At 39.0% G+C, this 21,107-nt stretch carries 22 protein-coding genes and 1 pseudogene; 22 read left to right on the forward strand and 1 reads right to left on the reverse strand.

What is annotated here, in order from left to right:
• Positions 1–13: 13 nt before the first annotated feature.
• Positions 14–151 (reverse strand): YpzI family protein, encoded by a 138-nt coding sequence (locus ACRPLQ_RS00885; RefSeq protein ID WP_013059024.1) that lies wholly within the window; start codon positions 149–151, stop codon positions 14–16.
• A 120-nt stretch (positions 152–271) separates the two neighbouring features.
• Between ACRPLQ_RS00885 and ACRPLQ_RS00890 the strand changes: the two genes are divergently transcribed.
• The 22 genes and pseudogenes from ACRPLQ_RS00890 to trpA all read left to right on the forward strand — a co-directional run bounded on the left by ACRPLQ_RS00890 (position 272) and on the right by trpA (position 21,105).
• Positions 272–877: a YphA family membrane protein gene (locus ACRPLQ_RS00890; RefSeq protein ID WP_028411513.1), complete on the forward strand. Its 606-nt coding sequence runs from the start codon at positions 272–274 to the stop codon at positions 875–877.
• 297 nt (positions 878–1,174) lie between these two features.
• On the forward strand, positions 1,175–2,485 hold the full coding sequence (gene der / locus ACRPLQ_RS00895) for a ribosome biogenesis GTPase Der (protein WP_028411512.1): 1,311 nt from the start codon (positions 1,175–1,177) through the stop codon (positions 2,483–2,485).
• A gap of 17 nt (positions 2,486–2,502) precedes the next feature.
• Positions 2,503–3,534: an NAD(P)H-dependent glycerol-3-phosphate dehydrogenase gene (locus ACRPLQ_RS00900; RefSeq protein WP_013059021.1), complete on the forward strand. Its 1,032-nt coding sequence runs from the start codon at positions 2,503–2,505 to the stop codon at positions 3,532–3,534.
• A 315-nt stretch (positions 3,535–3,849) separates the two neighbouring features.
• Positions 3,850–4,053: a DUF2768 domain-containing protein gene (locus ACRPLQ_RS00905; protein ID WP_028411511.1), complete on the forward strand. Its 204-nt coding sequence runs from the start codon at positions 3,850–3,852 to the stop codon at positions 4,051–4,053.
• A gap of 24 nt (positions 4,054–4,077) precedes the next feature.
• A complete protein-coding gene (locus tag ACRPLQ_RS00910; protein WP_028411510.1) occupies positions 4,078–4,800 on the forward strand; it encodes a hypothetical protein in 723 nt (240 codons plus the stop codon).
• Positions 4,801–5,029: 229 nt separating this feature from the next.
• The gene (gene spoIVA, locus ACRPLQ_RS00915; RefSeq protein ID WP_013059017.1) at positions 5,030–6,508 is read left to right on the forward strand and encodes a stage IV sporulation protein A; all 1,479 of its coding nucleotides are present in this window, start codon (positions 5,030–5,032) and stop codon (positions 6,506–6,508) included.
• A gap of 373 nt (positions 6,509–6,881) precedes the next feature.
• Complete coding sequence (locus tag ACRPLQ_RS00920; RefSeq protein WP_013059016.1) at positions 6,882–7,154, forward strand: HU family DNA-binding protein; 273 nt, start codon at positions 6,882–6,884, stop codon at positions 7,152–7,154.
• Between the two features lie 148 nt (positions 7,155–7,302).
• Positions 7,303–7,869 carry a GTP cyclohydrolase I FolE gene (gene folE, locus ACRPLQ_RS00925; RefSeq protein WP_367077794.1) on the forward strand — a complete coding sequence of 189 codons (567 nt, stop codon included), beginning with the start codon at positions 7,303–7,305 and terminating at the stop codon, positions 7,867–7,869.
• 25 nt (positions 7,870–7,894) lie between these two features.
• The gene (gene mtrB / locus ACRPLQ_RS00930) at positions 7,895–8,125 is read left to right on the forward strand and encodes a trp RNA-binding attenuation protein MtrB (protein WP_028411509.1); all 231 of its coding nucleotides are present in this window, start codon (positions 7,895–7,897) and stop codon (positions 8,123–8,125) included.
• A gap of 281 nt (positions 8,126–8,406) precedes the next feature.
• Positions 8,407–9,198, forward strand: a complete 792-nt coding sequence (locus tag ACRPLQ_RS00935; RefSeq protein ID WP_230624662.1) for a heptaprenyl diphosphate synthase component 1 — start codon at positions 8,407–8,409, stop codon at positions 9,196–9,198.
• 4 nt (positions 9,199–9,202) lie between these two features.
• The gene (locus tag ACRPLQ_RS00940) at positions 9,203–9,907 is read left to right on the forward strand and encodes a demethylmenaquinone methyltransferase (RefSeq protein ID WP_013059012.1); all 705 of its coding nucleotides are present in this window, start codon (positions 9,203–9,205) and stop codon (positions 9,905–9,907) included.
• Between the two features lie 81 nt (positions 9,908–9,988).
• The gene (gene hepT, locus ACRPLQ_RS00945) at positions 9,989–10,954 is read left to right on the forward strand and encodes a heptaprenyl diphosphate synthase component II (protein ID WP_028411507.1); all 966 of its coding nucleotides are present in this window, start codon (positions 9,989–9,991) and stop codon (positions 10,952–10,954) included.
• 115 nt (positions 10,955–11,069) lie between these two features.
• Complete coding sequence (gene ndk, locus ACRPLQ_RS00950) at positions 11,070–11,519, forward strand: nucleoside-diphosphate kinase (protein ID WP_013059010.1); 450 nt, start codon at positions 11,070–11,072, stop codon at positions 11,517–11,519.
• 211 nt (positions 11,520–11,730) lie between these two features.
• Positions 11,731–12,513: a CheR family methyltransferase gene (locus ACRPLQ_RS00955; protein WP_367077795.1), complete on the forward strand. Its 783-nt coding sequence runs from the start codon at positions 11,731–11,733 to the stop codon at positions 12,511–12,513.
• Positions 12,514–12,647: 134 nt separating this feature from the next.
• The gene (aroC, locus tag ACRPLQ_RS00960; RefSeq protein WP_367077796.1) at positions 12,648–13,820 is read left to right on the forward strand and encodes a chorismate synthase; all 1,173 of its coding nucleotides are present in this window, start codon (positions 12,648–12,650) and stop codon (positions 13,818–13,820) included.
• Entirely contained in the window at positions 13,820–14,902 is a 1,083-nt protein-coding gene (aroB, locus tag ACRPLQ_RS00965) for a 3-dehydroquinate synthase (protein WP_367077797.1), read from the forward strand. Before aroC ends, aroB begins: the two co-directional genes overlap by 1 nt.
• Before the next feature lie 283 nt (positions 14,903–15,185).
• Complete coding sequence (gene trpE, locus ACRPLQ_RS00970; protein ID WP_028411503.1) at positions 15,186–16,700, forward strand: anthranilate synthase component I; 1,515 nt, start codon at positions 15,186–15,188, stop codon at positions 16,698–16,700.
• Positions 16,693–17,718 carry an anthranilate phosphoribosyltransferase gene (gene trpD / locus ACRPLQ_RS00975; RefSeq protein ID WP_028411502.1) on the forward strand — a complete coding sequence of 342 codons (1,026 nt, stop codon included), beginning with the start codon at positions 16,693–16,695 and terminating at the stop codon, positions 17,716–17,718. The genes trpE and trpD overlap by 8 nt, the downstream gene beginning before the upstream one ends.
• Positions 17,708–18,475 carry an indole-3-glycerol phosphate synthase TrpC gene (gene trpC / locus ACRPLQ_RS00980; protein WP_367077798.1) on the forward strand — a complete coding sequence of 256 codons (768 nt, stop codon included), beginning with the start codon at positions 17,708–17,710 and terminating at the stop codon, positions 18,473–18,475. Before trpD ends, trpC begins: the two co-directional genes overlap by 11 nt.
• A pseudogene (locus tag ACRPLQ_RS00985) lies at positions 18,465–19,058 on the forward strand (phosphoribosylanthranilate isomerase); the annotation flags it as partial. The gene trpC and the pseudogene ACRPLQ_RS00985, both read left to right, overlap by 11 nt.
• 30 nt (positions 19,059–19,088) lie before the next feature.
• Complete coding sequence (trpB, locus tag ACRPLQ_RS00990) at positions 19,089–20,303, forward strand: tryptophan synthase subunit beta (RefSeq protein WP_028411500.1); 1,215 nt, start codon at positions 19,089–19,091, stop codon at positions 20,301–20,303.
• Positions 20,290–21,105 (forward strand): tryptophan synthase subunit alpha, encoded by an 816-nt coding sequence (gene trpA, locus ACRPLQ_RS00995; RefSeq protein ID WP_013084883.1) that lies wholly within the window; start codon positions 20,290–20,292, stop codon positions 21,103–21,105. The genes trpB and trpA overlap by 14 nt, the downstream gene beginning before the upstream one ends.
• Positions 21,106–21,107: the final 2 nt, after the last annotated feature.

Below are 21,107 nucleotides of genomic sequence, written 5' to 3' on the forward strand. Positions count from 1 at the left end.
TCAGCGCATTTTTTTATTTATGCTCATTTAACTCGCGCGCTTCTTCAGGACTTTGCAAGCTAGTTGCTCCCGGATAGTGAAGTCCTTGATCACGGTCAGATTCAACTCGTTTTGATTCCTTTAATTTTTTTTCTTGACGATCTTTTCCCATTTTATATTCCCTCCTTTTTTCTGATAGGTTGTCCAAAATAAGCGGTTCTATTCTAAAACTCCGATTAAGTTTTCCAAAATTGATACATACTGATGACAGATAGGGGAGGTGCCATATTCAGTGGACGGAATTTTCTTTTATTGGCTTTCGTGGATGGGATGGATTGTTGCGACTTTTCTTATGCCCAAAACAGCTAGGCGTTGGAAGGTAGCAGCCATTATATTAATCAGTATACTCCTAAGCGGAATGAACATGCATATGACTCAGTTTTCATGTAGCTACACCGCTTTGTTTTTAGTGGGAGTAGCGTGTGTGTATGCTTCAGGCTACAGCCGATTTCAGCAGTTATATTATGTTATTGTATGCGGCATTATAATAATTGCCTATGCTAGTTTTTGTTTACTTGAGCTCTATGATCCTGTCTGGATTTTTATTGATCGTAAGTGGATTTTGACTGGACTTATCTTATATATTTGCTTTATGGTGGTTAAAGATGCTGAAAAAAGATTCGCAGCAATCATTTTAGGTGTAGTTGGAGGAGACTTTTTATATGCAGTTGTCATTCGGGATATCGCATCTTATGAAATAGGGTCTCTTCGTACACTCGACGTTTTAGCCACAGCAGTAGGAGCGATGTTTATTTGGGAGATGCTGGTTTATTTCTCTGCTTATTTAGATTTGTACGTGCTGAAGTCTCACAGGCAAAAGCAAAGTACTTACAAATAGAAGAAGAGATTTCGTAAAATTATATTGTTGTTACCGGTGATTTTTGATAAAATTGTTTGATTGAAAGAGTAATGCTTATTCAGCGGATAGGCAGTTAATCAGTTCAGTATAAGAAAGAGCTGATAAAAATCCTGCTTTATCGCTTATGATCGATTAGTAGAGGTCATGCCACGCTGCATGGCCTCGATTTTTGAAAAAAGAATGATCTTATTTATTTGTACATGTAGATAAATACCTTTAGTCGATTAAAGACTGGTTGCCGATACATAAAAAAGATCAAGGAAAGGGAAGAATCGTATGCCAAAACCAATTATTGCGATTGTTGGTCGTCCCAACGTAGGAAAATCAACAATTTTCAACCGAATTGTAGGAGAGCGAGTATCTATTGTAGAAGATATTCCGGGTGTAACTCGTGATCGTATCTATAGTTCAGGTGAGTGGCTGAATTTGGACTTTAACATTATTGATACTGGTGGTATTGATATTGGAGATGAGCCATTTTTAGAACAGATCAAACAGCAAGCAGAAATTGCAATTGATGAAGCGGACGTAATCATTTTTCTAGTGAATGGACGCGATGGAATTACTGCAGCTGATGAAGAAGTGGCGAAAATTTTATACAAATCCAAAAAGCCCGTCGTCCTAGCCGTTAATAAAGTAGATAATCCTGAAATGAGAGAATTAATCTATGATTTCTACGCACTAGGATATGGAGAACCGTTCCCAATCTCAGGAACGCATGGTTTAGGTTTAGGTGACCTGCTAGACGAGGCAGCTAAGCACTTTCCAAAAGAAAAAGACGAAGATTACGGAGAAGACGTCATTAAATTTTCATTGATTGGTCGTCCTAACGTAGGGAAATCTTCATTAGTTAATGCTCTTCTAGGTGAAGACCGTGTTATTGTCAGTGATCTTGCCGGCACGACACGCGATGCTATTGATACGAAGTTTACAAAAGAAGATCAAGAATATGTTGTTATTGATACAGCTGGAATGAGAAAGCGTGGAAAAGTGTACGAGAGTACGGAAAAATACAGCGTACTTCGCGCATTAAAGGCAATTGAACGCTCGGACGTTGTCTTAATTGTATTGAATGCTGAAGAGGGTATTATTGAACAAGATAAGAAAATTGCTGGCTATGCACAAGAAGCTGGAAAAGCTGTCGTCATTGTTGTGAATAAATGGGATACAGTAGAAAAAGATGAAAAAACAATGAAAAAATTTGAAGAAAATATACGCGAGCATTTTCAGTTCTTAACATATGCTCCAATTGTATTCCTTTCAGCTAAAACGAAAAAACGTACGCATACTCTATTGCCAATGATTGATCTTGCAAGCGAAAGCCATGCTGTACGTGTAGAAACAAGCATCTTAAACGATGTAATTATGGATGCAGTAGCAATGAACCCTACGCCTACTCACAACGGCAACCGCTTAAAAATCTATTACACAACTCAAGTAGCAATCAAGCCGCCAACTTTTGTTGTGTTTGTAAATGATCCTGAGCTAATGCATTTTTCATATAAACGTTTCTTAGAAAATAAGCTTCGTGAAGCTTTTGGATTCGAAGGAACTCCAATTAAAATTATTGCAAGACCAAGAAAATAACAGAGGATGTGATCGGCGTGGAAAGAATAGCTGTACTAGGAGCAGGGAGTTGGGGAACTGCATTAGCTTTCGTATTGGCGGAAAATGGACACGATGTTCGCATTTGGGGACATAGACAACAAGTCATTGATCAAATCAACGAGACGCATCAGAATGAAAAATATCTGCCTGGTGTAGAGCTTCCTCATCAGATTAAAGGTTTTACGTCATTAGAAAAGGCAATAGAGGGTGTTGAAACCCTTATTTTAGCTGTTCCAACGAAGGCCATTCGTGAAGTGTTGCAACAGCTAAAATCCCTTACCGATGAACTGTTTACAATTGTTCACGTAAGTAAAGGAATTGAACCGGATTCTCTTTTACGTATATCTCAAATGATTCAACAAGAAATTGATACAAAAGACATCGTTGTCTTATCAGGTCCGAGTCATGCTGAAGAAGTAAGTAGAAGGCAGCCGACAACCGTGACGTCAGCTTCAACAAATATACAAGCAGCAGAAAAAGTGCAGGATTTATTTAATAATCAACAGTACTTCCGTGTTTATACAAATCCTGATGTGATTGGTGTGGAAATTGGGGGAGCGTTAAAAAATATTATTGCTCTTGCTGCTGGTATCACGGATGGACTTGGATATGGTGACAATGCGAAGGCCGCTCTTATGACTCGTGGCTTAGCTGAAATCGCTCGTTTAGGTACGGTGCTTGGCGCCAATCCTCTGACGTTCTCAGGTTTAACCGGGATTGGAGACTTGATTGTAACGTGTACAAGCGTTCATTCTCGAAATTGGCGCGCTGGTAATCTTCTTGGAAAAGGCAAAAATTTAGACGAAGTATTAGAAAATATGGGAATGGTTGTAGAAGGTGTACGCACGACGAAAGCAGCTTACCAGCTATCTCAAAAATACGACGTGAAAATGCCGATTGCTGATGCTTTATATAATGTACTGTTTAATGATGTGAAGGCAAAAGATGCAGTAGACGCGCTTATGTCTCGTACTAAAACACATGAAATGGAAGATTTAGCGAATGTTTTAGGAGAAAAATTAAATTAAGTGCAAAGAAATATGAAAAAATAGGCAATTGGTGATACCCAAAATCATTTACTTGCATAAAATAACGTGTAAATAAAGATGAGTAGAACTGTTAGTATGGGAATATTTAGTTACGGTCGAAGCGAAGAGCCCCCTTCGCTTCGATTTTTTTTATGTGAAAAAGCAGGAATTTGTCAATTTAATAGGAAAGTAATTACTATAGAGCGTAAATCAATGGAAGGTAAATAAATATTAAATTTAGAATGTTCTATTAATATCCATCTTAACTATAAGTCCTTATGTTATAATAACGGTGAAAAAAGGAGTGGATGCAATTTGTCGCCAGGTTTGTTAAAGATGTGGATTTCATTGGGTTCCATTGTATTTATGTTTATTGCGGTATTTTCTATTTACTTTAGTCGTTATAAAATCACGAACCGCGTTGGTAAAATTGTACTCGCTTTCATTGCCTATTCGCTCATGATTGTAGCAGGTCTTATTATGGTAATTGTTGTATTCAGCGGTCCGACAGATGCTTAATGTACATATGGTAGGGTGAGGAAAATGAAAAAATTCATGCTAACGTCTATTGTTGGGTTAACCATTTTTGTATTATCCGGTTGTTTGTACCCGACGGAAAGAATGTCTCAAAATCAAGTTCCTTATAAAGATCAAGTTGCTTCCGTACAAACGGCCGTTGATCAATTTAAAGAAGAAAGCGGAGGCTTATTGCCGATAAAAACGAAAGATATGGACACGCCGATTTATCAAAAATATCCGATTGACTTTACGAAAATTGTTCCTAGATACATGCAAGACGCACCTGGGAATTCGTATGAAAGCGGAGGGATATTTGCGTACGTGCTTGTGGATGCAGAAACAAAGCCCACGGTTAAATTATTAGACTTACGGATGGCGGATACGATTCAAGATGTTAATGTACATTTGAATATATACCGTCAAAACCATAAAGGATACGTACCGTTTAAAGACGTCATCGCTCCCGGCGTATTCTCTATTAACTATAAGAAATTGAATATGAAAGAACCCCCTGTCGTTACTAGCCCGTATACAGGGAATAGTCTTTCTTTAATTGTTAATGGGCAGGGAGATGTATTTGTAGATTATCGTCCTGATTTGTATGATGCCATTCAAAAGCATAAAAGCTCCTACAAACCGGGTGAAGATATCCGAAAGCTCCTTGTGGAAAACAGTGATTTTGTACCTGCTTACTCTCTTCCTTATACAGTTAACGATAAGAATGAACCAATATTTTTTAAAAAATAAGTCATGAACCCCTTCTCCTTGAATAATATTCAGAGAGAAGGGGTTTTCTCTTTCTTGTACACCAATAATGAAAATCAGAATGACTAAGTCAGCATGTGCATGAAAAAAATCATAAATTTTTCTATCAAAAGTCATATTTTAATAGGACAACGTCATAACTATATAGTGTCCTAATTTACTCTCGCAATGGATGTCATATTCCATGAACTCATAGATCGGAGGGGATCTTTTGGAAAAGGTGGATGTATTTAAAGATATCGCTGAACGTACAGGAGGCGATATATATTTAGGTGTGGTGGGAGCAGTTCGAACAGGAAAATCTACATTTATTAAAAAGTTTATGGAGCTGGTGGTCCTGCCTCACATCGAGAACGAGGCAGAAAGAGCTCGCACACAAGATGAACTACCACAAAGTGCAGCTGGAAAAACGATTATGACAACTGAGCCGAAATTCGTACCGAATCAAGCAGTCAATGTTTTGGTGGATGACGGGCTAGAAGTTAACATACGGTTAGTAGATTGTGTAGGATATACAGTGCCAGGCGCTAAAGGGTACGAAGATGAAAATGGACCTCGAATGATCAATACACCTTGGTATGAAGAACCAATTCCATTTCACGAAGCGGCTGAAATTGGAACGAGAAAGGTCATTCAAGAACACTCAACGATTGGTGTCGTCATTACAACAGATGGCTCAATTGGAGATATACCTCGTCAAGATTATGTGGAAGCAGAAGAGCGCGTCATTAATGAGCTAAAAGAAGTAGGCAAACCCTTTATCATGGTTATTAATACCGTACAGCCATATCATCCCGATACAGAAAAGCTTCGTGCAAAGCTTAATGAAAAATATGATATCCCAGTATTAGCGATGAGTGTGGAAAGCATGCGCGATACTGATGTGATGAATGTATTAAGAGAAGCACTATACGAGTTCCCTGTATTAGAAGTCAACGTTAATCTACCAAGCTGGGTAATGGTTTTAAAAGATAAACATTGGCTGCGTGAAAGCTATCAAGAAGCCGTTAAAGAAACGGTAAAAGATATTAAGAGACTGAGAGACGTTGAACGGGTAGTAGAGCAATTTAGCCAGTTTGAGTTTATCGATCAGGCTCGATTAGCCGGAATTGAGATGGGGCAGGGGATTGCCGAAATTGACTTATACGCTCCAGATGACTTATATGATCAGATTTTGAAAGAAATCGTGGGAGTAGAAATTCGCGGAAGAGATCATTTGCTGCAGTTAATGCAAGACTTTGTGCATGCAAAAACCGAGTATGATCAAGTCTCTGATGCACTTCGCATGGTTAAGCAAACGGGTTATGGTGTAGCTGCACCTTCGCTTTCAGATATGAGCCTTGATGAACCTGAAATTATTCGCCAAGGATCGCGTTTTGGAGTTCGTTTAAAAGCAGTGGCACCTTCTATACACATGATTAAAGTGGATGTAGAATCAGAATTTGCGCCGATTATCGGAACGGAGAAGCAAAGCGAAGAATTAGTTCGTTATTTGATGCAAGACTTTGAAGATGATCCGCTTTCAATTTGGAATTCAGATATATTTGGCCGCTCTCTAAGTTCAATCGTAAGAGAAGGGATTCAAGGAAAGCTGTCGCTGATGCCTGAAAATGCGCGATATAAGTTAAAAGAAACGCTAGAACGGATTATTAACGAAGGATCTGGAGGTTTAATCGCGATTATTTTATAAGAATATAACGTTAGGCTCCTCATAAAGGAGCCTCTTCTTTTTGGATAGATCATACAAAACTTTACATATATTGTGATAGATCGCGTGGTTATCCTATTCCTGCGTTATTTTCTGCTTGCTATGCCTTGTTCAATATGTTAATCTTTTAACAGAAATCGATCGATCATACTGTTTTCACTACATACATACGGCAGACGAATGAAAAACATTGAATTATTTAGTTCAATCGTTTATGATTAGGCTTGTCGATACATAGGTTATGTATAATATCCATTTGTTTTGTTAAAGAATGAGATATAACGAATTACTAGATTCCTTTTCTAACAAGGTTTTTAGTTATTATATGATCCGATTTTGGGAGGAGGTGAATGGCATGAACAAGACAGAATTAATTAATGCTGTTGCAGAAGCAAGTGAGCTTTCAAAAAAGGATGCTACAAAAGCAGTTGATGCTGTTTTCGATACAATTTTAGAAGCTTTAAAAGCTGAGGACAAAGTTCAACTTATCGGTTTTGGTAACTTCGAAGTACGTGAACGTGCTGCTCGTAAAGGACGCAATCCACAAACTGGCGAAGAAATCGAAATTCCTGCTAGCAAAGTTCCTGCATTCAAACCAGGTAAAGCTCTTAAAGATGCTGTAAAATAATATCTACATAAAATGGCTTTATTCATAGCCGTTGATGAAGAGCTTTGAAAGGTCGCACATTTGCGACCTTTCTTTTTTGCCTTTGGTATATACATATGCTAGAATTTTTTTCATAAAGTCGTAATGCAACGAATTGGAGGGCAACAACATGTCATCTGTAAATAAACCACAGATCGAACAAGCTGTGAGACTAATTTTAGAAGCAATTGGCGAAGATCCAAGCCGTGAAGGATTATTAGATACACCAAAGCGAGTAGCTAAAATGTATGAGGAAGTCTTTTCCGGGTTGAATGAAGATCCAAAAGAGCATTTTAAAACAGTTTTTGGAGAGGATCATGAAGAGCTAGTGCTTGTAAAAGATATTCCTTTTTACTCTATGTGTGAACACCACTTAGTGCCTTTTTACGGAAAAGCTCATGTTGCGTATATTCCAAAAGGCGGACGAGTGACCGGTTTAAGTAAGCTGGCAAGAGCGGTAGAGGCTGTTGCGAAACGTCCTCAGCTTCAGGAGAGAATTACATCTACAGTGGCGGATTCTATTGTAGAAACATTAGAGCCGCACGGGGTAATGGTAGTAGTGGAAGCAGAGCACATGTGTATGACCATGCGAGGCATTAAAAAGCCTGGGGCTATGACAATCACTTCTGCTGTGCGTGGAGTGTTAGAACACGATGCAAGTTCTAGAGCTGAAGTTTTATCATTGATTAAATCATAATGTGGATGATGAAGGAGAAGAGAATATGACACAAAAAGGAACGCCAGAGTATATTGTCATTAAAGCGGTCGAAGATGGAGTTAACGTAATTGGCTTAACGCGAGGAGCAGATACGCGATTTCATCATTCAGAAAAACTAGATAAAGGCGAAGTGATGATTGCGCAGTTTACTGAGCATACATCCGCAATTAAAATTCGTGGCAAAGCCGTCGTTCAGACTGTTCACGGAGAAATTGAATCCGATACGAAAAAATAAGCAGGGATTTTCCTGCTTTTATTTATATTTAAAATAAATGAATAAGAACAGGAAAAACATGGTGAAACTAAAAGCAATATCTTAAATTACTGTCTAAGAAATCAAGATGGTATGTAGATGAACGGTGTTCAAGCGGATGAGCAGCTAAAGGATTTAAACCGTGAAAAAGCTTCAAAAGAATTTAAAGGATATTTTATAATGTAATTATGTTATAATTGACACTATCGATTTGGAGTTAAAAGAACTTTAAACAAATAGTGATGGAAAGGGAGACAAGGATGATGAGCGTAAAAACCATCTATGATATTGTGGCCAACATGAAAGAACAGCTTCATGTTGAATTAAGTCATCCATATGTAAAAAAATATATTCATCATCCGCGTATTGATGAAAATAGATTACTGTACATGTGTTCGTTCTTAGATACTCTTTCAATGGAAGAAGAAAAAAAGAACAGCTCTGTGCTATCTGTGATGCTCGTTCAAACCGCACTTGATACCCACGATCTAGTCTCCACTCAAAATGTTAGCGGAAATGAAGGGAAGCTGCATGAGAGGCAGCTGGTAGTTTTGGCCGGAGATTATTACAGCGGCCTGTACTATTACTATTTAGCTCAAAGCAGCCAGCTGAATTTAATGAAAGTTATAGCATCTGCTATTAAAGAAATTAATATCGCTAAGATACACATTTATAACAATCGCTCTACTAATCCACACGACGTTATGAATAGTTTTTTAGCAGCAGAATCATCGTTTGTAAGATGCTTATGTGACTATTTTGAACGTGAAGAGTGGAAAGAACTTTTAAAACATGCAGCGTATTTGAATGGGATATTAAAGCAATTAAAGTCATTACAGCATAAAGAGCCTACTCTCTTGCTAAACTATTGCAAACAAATTGGCATGAATCAAGAACAAATAAAAGAATACCTTTATTCGTATACTCAACAGTCTGTAAATATTGTTAGAGGGTACTTGCGAAGTGAATTTGCGATGAATGAGTTTTTAAGAGAGCACTTAGATGAACTTACATCTAGCTTAGAAGTGTTGAAAAATGTCGTAGGAGAAGGATAGAGATATGCAGCAATCAAAAGAACAGCGTGTCCATGGCGTATTTGAAAAAATATACAAAAATTATGATCAAATGAATTCTGTTATTAGTTTTCAGCGTCATAAGGCATGGCGCAAAGATACGATGAAGCGAATGAATGTTCAAAAAGGAACAAAAGCTTTAGATGTTTGTTGCGGAACTGCGGATTGGACGCTAGCTATGGCTGAAGCAGTTGGAGAAACAGGAGAGGCAGTTGGCCTGGATTTTAGTCAAAATATGCTAAAGATTGGTGAAGAGAAAGTAAAAAACTCACCTTTTTCAAATATTACTTTACTACATGGCAATGCAATGGAGCTTCCTTTTGAAGATAATTCATTTGACTATGTAACGATTGGATTCGGACTGCGCAACGTGCCCGATTACCTTCAAGTTTTAAAGGAAATGCAGCGCGTCGTGAAACCTGGCGGAAAAGTGGTTTGCCTTGAAACGTCTCAGCCAACGATGATTGGTTACCGACAAATGTACTTGCTTTATTTTAAGTATATTATGCCTGCGCTTGGAAAGATGGTCGCTAAAAGCTATGATGAATATTCATGGCTTCAAGAGTCAGCTAGGGACTTTCCAGGTCAAAAGCAATTGGCTGATATGTTCCGTGAAGCCGGTTTGACAGATGTTGAAGTGAAATCTTACACAGGTGGAGTAGCGGCGATGCATCTAGGGTACAAACGATAAAAGAGAAAAAGCTTGTCCTACAGGTGCAACAGCCTGTAGGATAAGGAGTAAAGAATGAATATATAATGCAAGGTGAGTCCAATGAAACTAAAAATGATGTACGCTTTTTTGAATACGGATATTACCCTTATTGAGAAAGAACTTGAACAAACTGTTCATACCGATGAAACACTTATCACAGATGCTTCTCTTCACCTTTTACAAGCAGGGGGGAAACGAATTCGCCCTGTATTTGTTTTGTTGGCAGCTAAATTTGGGCATTACAATATCGACCAAATCAAACATGTGGCAGTAGCGCTTGAGCTGATTCATATGGCGTCTCTTGTTCATGATGATGTTATTGATGACGCTGATAAGCGACGGGGAAAACCAACAATTAAGGCAAAATGGGACAATCGTATTGCTATGTATACAGGGGATTACATCTTTGCTCGTGCACTTGAAGTTATGAGTGAGGTTAAAGATGTGGAAGCACATAAAATTTTATCTAATACGATGGTGGAATTAACGCTCGGTGAAATTGAACAGATTAAGGACAAATACAACCTAAACCAAAACTTACGCGTGTATCTGCGTAGAATTAAACGTAAAACGGCACTGCTAATTGCTGCAAGCTGTCAGTTAGGCGCAATTGCAGCGGGAGCTCCTGAAGATATACATAAACGTTTATTTTGGTTTGGATATTACGTGGGAATGTCATTTCAAATTACGGATGACATTTTAGATTTTATCTCATCAGAAGAACAGCTTGGGAAACCAGTTGGCAGCGACTTACTGCAAGGAAATATTACGCTGCCAGTTTTGTATGCCATTGAAAATGCTGAGTTTCGAGATAAAGTAGAACAGCTTTTCGAGAGGGAATATGAGCAAGAGCTGATCGATGAAATTATTTCTGATATTAAATCTTCTAACGCCATTGAACGTTCATTTGAGATGAGCGATCGTTATCTGCAAAAAGCGATGAGCATTTTAGAAGAACTGCCGCCAAACAAGGCGAAAAAAACGCTGCATCAAATTGCGAAGTACATTGGAAAACGGAAATTTTGATTTATTTACTTTCATAAGTTGTAAACTGCTCGAAACAATGTTAATATCTTCATGAGGTGTGATTGCGCTTTCAAAACTTGTTTACATATCATGAACTTCAGGGGTGGAGAGTAAAATGATACAAAAAACGTTTTTAATGGTCAAACCAGACGGGGTACAAAGAAGCATTATTGGTGAGGTTATTTCTCGCTTTGAGAAAAAAGGTTTTCAATTAGTTGGAGCTAAGCTTATGCATATTTCGCAGGAATTAGCTGAAACACACTATGGTGAACATAAAGAGAAACCTTTCTTCGGTGAGTTAGTGAAATTTATCACATCAGGTCCAGTTTTTGCTATGGTATGGGAAGGTGAAAACGTGATTTCAGTATCACGTCAAATGGTGGGGAAAACTAACCCTCAAGAAGCGCTTCCTGGAACTATTCGAGGTGATTATGGACTGATTGTGGATAAGAATATTATTCACGGCTCAGATTCACCAGAAAGTGCGGAGCGTGAAATCAGCTTATTCTTTGAAAGTGAAGAGCTGACTTTCTATAAAAAAGACGCAGACGCTTGGATTTACTAATTTAGATAGCGCAAAAAGACGAATGAATTTTCATTCGTCTTTTTTATTGTGTGTATAAACAAGCTTCTAGGCTATTAAGTGCAAAGATTTCCCCGCATAAACATTTTCATAATGTATTCCGATATATTAATAAGAAGATAAGCGTATATAAAGGTTTTATTTCTTTATACGTCTAACATAAACGTATAGGAATGAGAAAGGAGAGTCAAAAATGATAGATGAATACGACGCGTTTGTGGAGAAAATAAAAACAAAAACAGGCATTGATTTGTCCCTATATAAGCAGTCTCAAATGCACCGCCGCCTCACCTCGCTGTATGAAAAAAAAGGTTTTTCTAGTTTTTTTGAATATTATCGAGCAATGAACAGTAACAACGAACTGCTTGAGGAGTTTTTAGATCGGATGACGATTAACGTGTCAGAGTTTTATCGCAACTATCAGCGGTGGGATATATTGGAGCAAAAAATTTTACCGACTCTTGTAAAAGGAAAATCAGATCTGAAAGTGTGGAGCGCTGCCTGCTCAACAGGGGAAGAGCCGTATACACTAGCGATGGTTTTATCAACATTTTTTCCGCTTTCGCGTATTTCTATATTGGCGACCGATCTGGATGAAAAAGTGATAGAAAAAGCAAAAATAGGCTTTTATGATGAACGTTCACTTCAGGAAATGCCTGTTTCGATGAAAAATAAGTACTTTCAACAAAGAGGAACCGGGTACTTATTAGATGAAAAAATCAAAAAAACAGTTGTTTTTCAAAAACATAACTTACTGTCAGACTCTTTTCCTAAAAACGTTGACTTGATTGTTTGTCGAAACGTGCTTATTTATTTTACCGATGAAGCAAAGCATGCTTTATATGAAAAGTTTAGCAGAGCTTTAGCACCTGGAGGCATCTTATTTGTAGGGAGCACAGAGCAGATTTTCACTCCGCAAAAGTATGGGTTTGAAACGGCTGATACGTTTTTTTACAGAAAAGTAAAGACCATTTAATTGAGATAACCTGAAGCGATTTCTTACAAGCTGAGGTGAAACTTTTTATATATTCTTATGTTATAGTATGGTATAGTCATATTTAAAAATGGAAAAATTCTGACGAATAATACATATTAAGCGGAGGTACGATTATGCGATATTTAACAGCAGGAGAATCACATGGTCCACAGTTGACTACTATTTTAGAGGGTGTTCCCGCAGGGCTTCCTTTAACAGCCAAAGACATCAATACAGATTTAGCGCGAAGACAAAAAGGTCATGGTCGCGGAAGACGTATGCAAATTGAAAAAGATCAAGCGGAAATTTTAAGCGGTGTTCGCCACGGCTATACGCTAGGATCTCCTATTACGTTAGCGGTAGAAAATAACGACTGGAAACACTGGACAAAAATTATGGGCATCGAGCCAATTTCTGAAGAAGAATCAGAAGAAGTAAAGCGTAAAATCTCAAGACCAAGACCAGGGCATGCCGATTTAAACGGCGCTATTAAATATGGTCATCGCGATATGAGAAATGTATTAGAACGTTCTTCAGCTCGTGAAACAACTGTAAGGGTAGCAGCAGGTGCTGTGGCTCGTCAAATCCTTGCTCAGTTCGGGATTTCTGTAGCTGGACATGTATTAGAAATTGGCGGCGTACAGGCAAATCCTCCTCAATACAAAAGCTTAGAGGAACTTCAAGAAGTCACTGAAGCTTCTCCAGTAAGATGTTTTGACTCAGCTGTTGAGAAAGACATGATGCAAGCAATCGATGATGCTAAGAAAAACGGCGATTCGATCGGAGGCGTAGTAGAAGTTATTATTGAAGGCGTGCCAGCAGGAGTGGGCAGCTATGTCCATTACGATCGTAAATTAGATGCGAAGATTGCTGCAGCTGTTATGAGCATTAATGCATTTAAAGGCGTTGAGTTTGGGATTGGATTTGAAGCGGCTCGCAGACCAGGAAGCGAAGTTCATGACGAAATTCTATGGGATGAAGAGAATGGATATACCCGTAAAACAAACAACTTAGGCGGCTTTGAAGGTGGCATGACAACAGGTATGCCAATTGTAGTACGCGGTGTAATGAAACCTATTCCAACGCTTTACAAGCCGTTAAAAAGTGTTGATATTGAAACGAAAGAAGCCTTCGAGGCAAGCATCGAACGTTCAGACAGCTGTGCTGTGCCGGCAGCAAGCGTTGTAGCAGAAGCCGTTGTAGCTTGGGAATTGGCTGATGCGCTAATCGAACAGTTTGGACAAGACCGAATTGATTTAATTGCTGAAAATATTGAGAAAATGCGTGTACATGCGAGGGAGTTTTAATGTTGCAAATTGATATTCAAACTTTATCCAAAACATATCCTCTTTATTTAGGAAATGGATTAATTGAAAAGCTGCCTTCTATTATTGAGAGTGTAAAACCTAATCTGTCGTCGGTGTTAATCATCACTGATTCAGCTGTAGATTCATATTATGGAGAAGCGGTTGTAAAAGCGATTGAGACGCAGTTTAAAGTGGCTAAATACGTAGTACCAAGCGGTGAACACGCAAAGTCATTTCAATATTACTACGATTGTCAGACTTTTGCACTCGAGCAGCAGCTTGACCGCAATGCGCTCGTTATTGCTTTCGGCGGAGGGGTAGTTGGCGATTTAGCTGGATTTGTAGCCGCTACATACATGAGAGGGGTTTCGTTTATTCAAGTGCCAACGACGCTTCTTGCTCACGATAGTGCTGTAGGCGGTAAAGTAGCCATTAATCATGAGCTTGGAAAAAATATGATTGGCGCTTTTTATCAGCCTGAAGCGGTTGTTTATGACATTGATCTTCTTAAAACGCTTCCTGAAAGAGAGTGGCGTTCCGGTTTTGCAGAAGTGATTAAACATGCTTTTATTCACGATGAAGCATTTTATGAATGGCTTCAGCAAAATATACAATCGCTGACTGATTTACAAGATGAAAAATTAATTTATGCTATTCAAAGCGGTATTTTAGTCAAAGCATCTGTTGTAAAAGAAGATGAGACAGAAGCTGGCGTTCGCGCTCACCTGAACTTTGGACATACGTTAGGTCATGCGATCGAAGCAGAGTGCGGCTATGGACAAATCAGTCACGGAGAAGGCGTAGCCATTGGGATGCTGTTTGCTATGAAAGTCAGCAATACGCTTGGGAAAAGCGAGTTCCCTGTAGCTGAAATTGCGAAATGGTTTGAAAAATTTGGCTATGAGACGTCTGTTCCAAACCACCTTTCAGCTGAAAAGCTGCTCGTGAGAATGAAAGCAGACAAGAAGTCCAAGTCAAGCAATGTTCATATGGTACTGCTTGAAGGCATAGGAAAACCTTTTGTTCAACAAGTAGAAGATGAAGTGATTCTTAAGCTGCTGAATGAAGAGCTTCAAGCGTAGTTTCTTCAAAAGCCAAGTAGATAGTAGTTGACAAATGAATTTGAAACGTACTACAATTGGTAACAAGTTAGTTTAGAGATTTTAGTTATGAGAAAAAAATAGACAGTTTAGTTGAGATTAGGGTAGACGAGAATGAGACAGTTGAGCAGAGTTTAGTTGAGTGAATTTTACCATTCGTATACCCAAAGGCCCATTTTTGATGTGTCTTTGGGTTTATTTATTATATCCTCTTTTATATAACCTCATCTATTCTCATTCTCCATGAAATGGAGGATTGAAAGATATGACGAACACGTATACTTCTTTTTTAGAAGACTCTACAAAGTATTTAACCATTCCAATCATAAAAAAAATATTTATCGATAGCATGACACCTGTTGATCTTTTTCAGCAAGTAAAAGATGAAGCTGTATATTTGCTTGAAAGCAATGATGAATCATCACCATGGTCCAATTATTCTTTTATTGGCTTGAATCCGTTTTTGTATGTAGAAGAAGAGAACGGAACCTATCTAGCAAAAAACAAGCAGCTTCAACCTGTGCTGCAAGGAGACAGCTTTAAAGAGGTATTTTGTAAAATTCAGCAAGAGCTGAAAGTGAAAGTACCAGACCTTGCACTTCCTTTTAAAGGAGGAGCAGTAGGATTTATCAGCTACGACGCAGTATCGCAAATTGAAAAAGTAAACGTACATGCCCAAAACGATTTGAACATGCCTACTTTTCACTTTATCTATTGTCAAACGATGCTCGCTTACAATCACCAAACAAAAGAGCTTATGGTGATTCACTACATTCAGCTTGATGAGCAAGATAAAGAACAGCAGAAAAAAGAAAAACATGATGAAGCTCTAGCAGAGATCAATCGATATGTTGAAAGAATAGCGCAGACGGTGAAAGAAAAGCCGATGATGTTTGAAAGCGAGCAGCGCGAAGTTAGCTTTGAAGGTGTGACATCGTCATACCAAAAAGATAAATTTGTGCAAGATGTGGAAAAAATTAAGGAATACATTAAAAGCGGAGATGTTTTTCAAGCCGTATTGTCGCAGAGATTTCAAATTGATACGACCGTAGCTGGATTTGATATTTACAGAGTATTGCGATTAGTTAATCCATCTCCTTATTTATTTTACGTGAAAGTAAAGGGAGTGGAATTGATCGGAAGTTCCCCTGAGCGGTTGATTCAAATTGAAAACGGCCATTTAGAAATTCATCCAATTGCAGGAACGAGAAGACGCGGCAGAGATGCAGAAGAAGATGCGCGCTTGTATGAAGACTTAATTAACGATGAAAAAGAGCGGGCAGAACACTATATGCTCGTGGACTTAGCAAGAAATGACATCGGCCGAGTTGCACAGTATGGAAGTGTCCAAACGCCGGTATTAATGCAGCAGGTTAATTTTTCGCACGTCATGCACTTGATTTCTAAAGTGACAGGACGCCTAGATGAAAAAGTACATCCTATTGATGCGCTGCTTTCTGCATTTCCAGCGGGTACCGTATCTGGCGCTCCAAAAGTGCGGGCGATGCAAATCTTAAATGAAATTGAACCAGTTGCGCGAAATGTATATGCAGGAACCGTAGCATATCTCGGATTTGATGGAAACATTGATTCGTGCATTGCAATTCGTACCATTCTTTTGAAAGACCAAACCGCTTATATACAGGCTGGAGCAGGAGTGGTTGCTGACTCAAAACCGGAGCTTGAGTGGAAAGAAACCCGCAATAAAGCTAGCGCTTTAATTAAAACAATTCAATTAGCTCAAGACATCTACGATAAAAAGGAGGATGTATATGTTTAAAGAATTGTTGAAAAAGTGTTTGCGCGGCGAGTCACTTTCAGCGGAAGAAGCAGAAAAAATTATGAATGATATTATGAACGGTAAAGTCCCGGCAGCTCAAATTGCTAGCGTGCTAACCATTTTAACGTACCGAGGAGAAACCGTCGATGAAATTGTTGGTTTTGTCCGGGGTATGAAAAACAACATGAATGCTATTTCTCTAGAAGAATTAAACGTAGTAGATACGTGCGGTACGGGAGGAGACGGCGCCTCTACGTTTAATATTTCGACGGCTAGTGCGATTGTGGCATCTGCTGCTGGAGTAAAGGTTGCGAAACATGGGAATCGCGCGGTGTCTTCTAAAAGCGGAAGTGCAGACGTGTTAGAACATCTGGATATATGGATTCAAGGAAATGAAAAAGAAGTGAAAAATGCGGTGTCTGACCTCAACATGTCCTTTTTATTTGCGCCGCTTTATCACCCTGCTATGAAGCACGTTGCTGCTACTCGAAAGGAATTAGGGTTTAGAACCGTTTTTAATGCATTAGGTCCGTTAGCAAACCCTACTAATTGCACAAAGCAAGTAATTGGCGTTTACTCTATTGAGCTTGCACGGAAATTAGCAGAAGCGCTTGTTGTACTGGGAGCTAACCACGTTCTTCTCGTTGCGGGCAGGGACGGTTTGGATGAAATTAGTGCCACGGATGTAACGGATATTGTAGAAGTGCAAGACAATGTTATTACAGAATATACGCTTGCACCAGAGGATGTACACTTACAGAGAGGTAAGCTTGAAGACTTGGTGGTAGAAGACGCGAAATCGAGTGCAGAGCTCATTGAATCGCTATTTTTAAATAAAAGTAATGTAACTGCTAAAAATGCAGTCGTGTTGAACTCTGCTGCAGCTATTTACGTTAGCGGAAACGTTTCTACTTTTGAAGAAGGAGTAGCTGTAGCTTTAGAAACAATTGAATCAGGTGCTGCATACACGCAATTACAACGATTGAAATCGAAAAAGGTGGTTGAACATGCTCAATAAAATTATTGAAACAAAAAAAGAAGAAATTCAAAACCTACAGTTACCCGAACAGCAAAATGTTACAAAACGATCATTTTTAGAAGCTTTATCAAATCCAAATCGAGAGCTGGCTCTTATTGCAGAAGTAAAAAAAGCCTCTCCTTCCAAAGGATTAATAAAGGAGAATTTTCAGCCTGTGGAAATTGCTAAAGCCTACGAGGAAGGAAAAGCAGATGCTTTGTCTGTGTTAACGGATCAGCACTATTTTCAAGGACACCGAACGTTTTTAAGTGATATTAAACAGCATGTCTCTATTCCTGTGCTTCGTAAGGATTTCATCATTGATTCCATTCAAGTGGAAGAAAGTGCAAGAATCGGTGCCGATGCTATTTTACTCATCGGAGAAACACTTGAACCATTAAAATTGCAAGAGCTTTATCTTCAAGCTGCTGAAAAAGAGTTAGATTGTTTAGTAGAAGTGCATTCTTTAGAAACGCTTGAACAGCTGTTAGCTGTATTTACACCGAAGATTATCGGGATTAATAATCGAAATCTTCATACGTTTGAAACCAGCGTGCAGCAGACAAAAGAAATCGCTAAGCACGTGCCGAAAGATCAGCTTTTAGTAAGTGAAAGCGGCATTTACTTATACGATGATGTTTCCTACGTAAAAGAAGCCGGAGCAAAAGCTATTTTAGTAGGAGAATCGCTTATGAGACAGGATAATCAAACCAAAGCGATTAAAAAGCTGTTTGGGGAAAGTGAATATGCTTATTAAGTACTGCGGTATTCGATCAAAACAAGATATAGCTTTAATCGAAAAGTCGGCTGCTACTCACATTGGCTTTATTTTCTACCCTAAAAGTAAACGATATGTAAAGCCTGAACGAGTAAATGAGTTTGTAACGGATGAAATAAAAAAACAAGTCGCGCTAGTAGGGGTATTTGTTAATACACCGGTGGATCAAATACTTGAAATTGCCTCCGTGACAAATTTAGATGTGATTCAGTGCCACGGGCAAGAAACAGCTGCTGAAGTACGTGAGTTAAAGCAGCGTGGATATGAAGTATGGAAAGCACTCCCGCACAATAAGGATACGCTGCAGCAAATGCATGTATATGAAGAAGCTGACGGTTATGTAATTGACAGCAAGGTTAAAGAACAATTCGGAGGAACGGGCGTCGCTTTTGATTGGAGCTTCGTTCCTCAGTATGAATCAGCTGCACGAAAGTTAGGTAAAAAATGCTTTATTGCTGGAGGAATCAATGCTTTTAACATTGAGAACTTGTTACCCTACAAGCCTGGGGCGATTGATATTTCTGGCGGTATTGAAACAAATGGAACGAAGGACTATACAAAAATTATAGAGATTGAAAGGAAGATCCATACTATGACATACAATCATCCTGATGAATTTGGCCGCTTTGGTGAATTTGGCGGAAAATACGTACCTGAAACATTAATGAAACCACTTGAAGAAGTAGAAGCAGCTTTGAATCAAGCAATGAAAGATCCGGCATTTAAAGATGAGTATCTATCCTTACTCGTCAATTACTCAGGGCGACCAACGGCTTTAACATATGCTGATAATATTACTGAAACACTCGGCGGGGCAAAAATTTATTTAAAACGTGAAGACTTAAATCATACGGGTGCTCACAAAATCAACAATGCCATTGGACAGATTTTACTTGCTAAACGGATGGGCAAAACAAAAATTATTGCTGAAACAGGAGCGGGTCAGCACGGGGTAGCCACAGCTACAGTAGCTGCAAAGTTCGGAATGGAATGTAAAGTATTCATGGGAGAAGAAGATATTGAACGTCAGGCGTTGAACGTCTTTCGCATGAAGCTTCTAGGCGCGGAAGTCATTCCTGCAACTTCTGGAACAAAAACGCTAAAAGATGCAACAAATGAAGCGATCCGCTACTGGGTTCAACACTGTGAAGATCATTTTTACTTAATTGGTTCGGCAATTGGACCGCATCCTTATCCTAAAATGGTTCGAGATTTCCAAAAAATTATTGGAGAAGAAGCAAAAGAACAGTTTACAGCGGTAGAAGGAAAACTTCCGAATGCTGTCGTGGCATGCGTCGGAGGCGGCAGTAATGCAATCGGTATGTTTTATGATTTTATTAAAGAAGAACATGTACGCTTGATTGGAGTAGAAGCAGGGGGGAAAGGACTAAATACAGCTCTTCATGCTGCTAAAATGGCTAAAGGCACAAAAGGTGTTATTCATGGAACGCTCACGTATTTACTTCAAGATGAAAATGGTCAAATTACAGAGCCTTATTCTATTTCAGCAGGTTTGGATTATCCGGGTATCGGTCCAGAGCATTCTCACCTTTCATCTATTGGACGAGTAGAATATGAAAGTGTAACGGATGATGAATCAATCGAAGCTCTTCAGCTGCTGGCGAAAACGGAGGGAATCATCCCGGCTATCGAATCCGCCCATGCGCTGGCAAAAGCATTTGAACTGGCTAAAAGCATGACGAAAGAAGAAACCATTTTAATTTGCTTATCAGGTCGAGGAGATAAGGACGTTCATACATTAGTAAACTTGCTAGAAGGGAAGGAAGAAGAACATGAATACGTTTGAAGCGAGACTACCTAAACATGAAACATTATTTATTCCATTTATTACAGCAGGAGATCCTCATGAAGATGCAACGGTGGAGATTGCTTTGTCTTTGCAAAAGCAAGGTGCTTCTATTTTAGAGCTGGGCGTACCGTATTCCGATCCTTTAGCAGATGGTCCGATTATTCAAGAGGCGTCCAAAAGAGCTTTATCTGGCGGTATGTCTATTTCAAAAGCTATTAAGCTTGTATCGGTGATGAGAAAAAAAGGTGTGAAAATACCGGTAATTCTCTTTACCTATTTTAATCCTGTGTTACAATTAGGTTTAGAATCCTTTTTCGCGTTAATGCGAGAAAATGAAATAGATGGAGTGCTAATTCCGGATTTACCGTACGAAGAAAGTGGCCGTATCCGGGAGCTTGCCGCTGAAAATGAAGTTGCGTACATTTCAATGGTTGCTCCTACATCTAAAGAGCGTATTCAAAAAATTGCTGCAGATGCAACGGGCTTCTTATACTGCGTGTCGTCTTTAGGCGTTACTGGGGTTCGCTCTACGCTGCCGGCTGATATTGGCACCTTTTTAGAAGATGTGAAAGCAGCAGCTTCTATACCGGTTGCCGTCGGTTTTGGGATTTCAACAAGCGAACAAGTAGAGGTATTAAAAGAACACAGCGACGGCATTGTAATCGGAAGTGCAATTGTTAATAAAATTGGCCAGCTTGAACAAGTTCTTTTAAATAAGGATACACGCCGAGACGGATTAAATCAAATTGAGGAGTATGTTGCATCCATCGTTTCGCCTATACAAAAATGCGAGGTGTAACA

The sequence above is a fragment of the Priestia sp. TRN 1309 genome (assembly GCF_050846875.1).
In the GTDB taxonomy this organism is placed as follows: domain Bacteria; phylum Bacillota; class Bacilli; order Bacillales; family Bacillaceae_H; genus Priestia; species Priestia zanthoxyli.

Coding starts and splice junctions, on each gene's coding strand:
- ndk (WP_013059010.1), top strand. CDS start 11,070: ATGATACAAAAAACGTTTTTAATGGTCAAACCAGACGGGGTACAAAGA.
- ACRPLQ_RS00940 (WP_013059012.1), top strand. CDS start 9,203: ATGCAGCAATCAAAAGAACAGCGTGTCCATGGCGTATTTGAAAAAATA.
- ACRPLQ_RS00920 (WP_013059016.1), top strand. CDS start 6,882: ATGAACAAGACAGAATTAATTAATGCTGTTGCAGAAGCAAGTGAGCTT.
- mtrB (WP_028411509.1), top strand. CDS start 7,895: ATGACACAAAAAGGAACGCCAGAGTATATTGTCATTAAAGCGGTCGAA.
- hepT (WP_028411507.1), top strand. CDS start 9,989: ATGAAACTAAAAATGATGTACGCTTTTTTGAATACGGATATTACCCTT.
- ACRPLQ_RS00910 (WP_028411510.1), top strand. CDS start 4,078: ATGAAAAAATTCATGCTAACGTCTATTGTTGGGTTAACCATTTTTGTA.
- trpC (WP_367077798.1), top strand. CDS start 17,708: ATGCTCAATAAAATTATTGAAACAAAAAAAGAAGAAATTCAAAACCTA.
- aroB (WP_367077797.1), top strand. CDS start 13,820: ATGTTGCAAATTGATATTCAAACTTTATCCAAAACATATCCTCTTTAT.
- ACRPLQ_RS00885 (WP_013059024.1), bottom strand. CDS start 151: ATGGGAAAAGATCGTCAAGAAAAAAAATTAAAGGAATCAAAACGAGTT.
- ACRPLQ_RS00955 (WP_367077795.1), top strand. CDS start 11,731: ATGATAGATGAATACGACGCGTTTGTGGAGAAAATAAAAACAAAAACA.
- der (WP_028411512.1), top strand. CDS start 1,175: ATGCCAAAACCAATTATTGCGATTGTTGGTCGTCCCAACGTAGGAAAA.
- aroC (WP_367077796.1), top strand. CDS start 12,648: ATGCGATATTTAACAGCAGGAGAATCACATGGTCCACAGTTGACTACT.
- folE (WP_367077794.1), top strand. CDS start 7,303: ATGTCATCTGTAAATAAACCACAGATCGAACAAGCTGTGAGACTAATT.
- trpD (WP_028411502.1), top strand. CDS start 16,693: ATGTTTAAAGAATTGTTGAAAAAGTGTTTGCGCGGCGAGTCACTTTCA.
- trpE (WP_028411503.1), top strand. CDS start 15,186: ATGACGAACACGTATACTTCTTTTTTAGAAGACTCTACAAAGTATTTA.
- ACRPLQ_RS00935 (WP_230624662.1), top strand. CDS start 8,407: ATGAGCGTAAAAACCATCTATGATATTGTGGCCAACATGAAAGAACAG.
- trpB (WP_028411500.1), top strand. CDS start 19,089: ATGACATACAATCATCCTGATGAATTTGGCCGCTTTGGTGAATTTGGC.
- trpA (WP_013084883.1), top strand. CDS start 20,290: ATGAATACGTTTGAAGCGAGACTACCTAAACATGAAACATTATTTATT.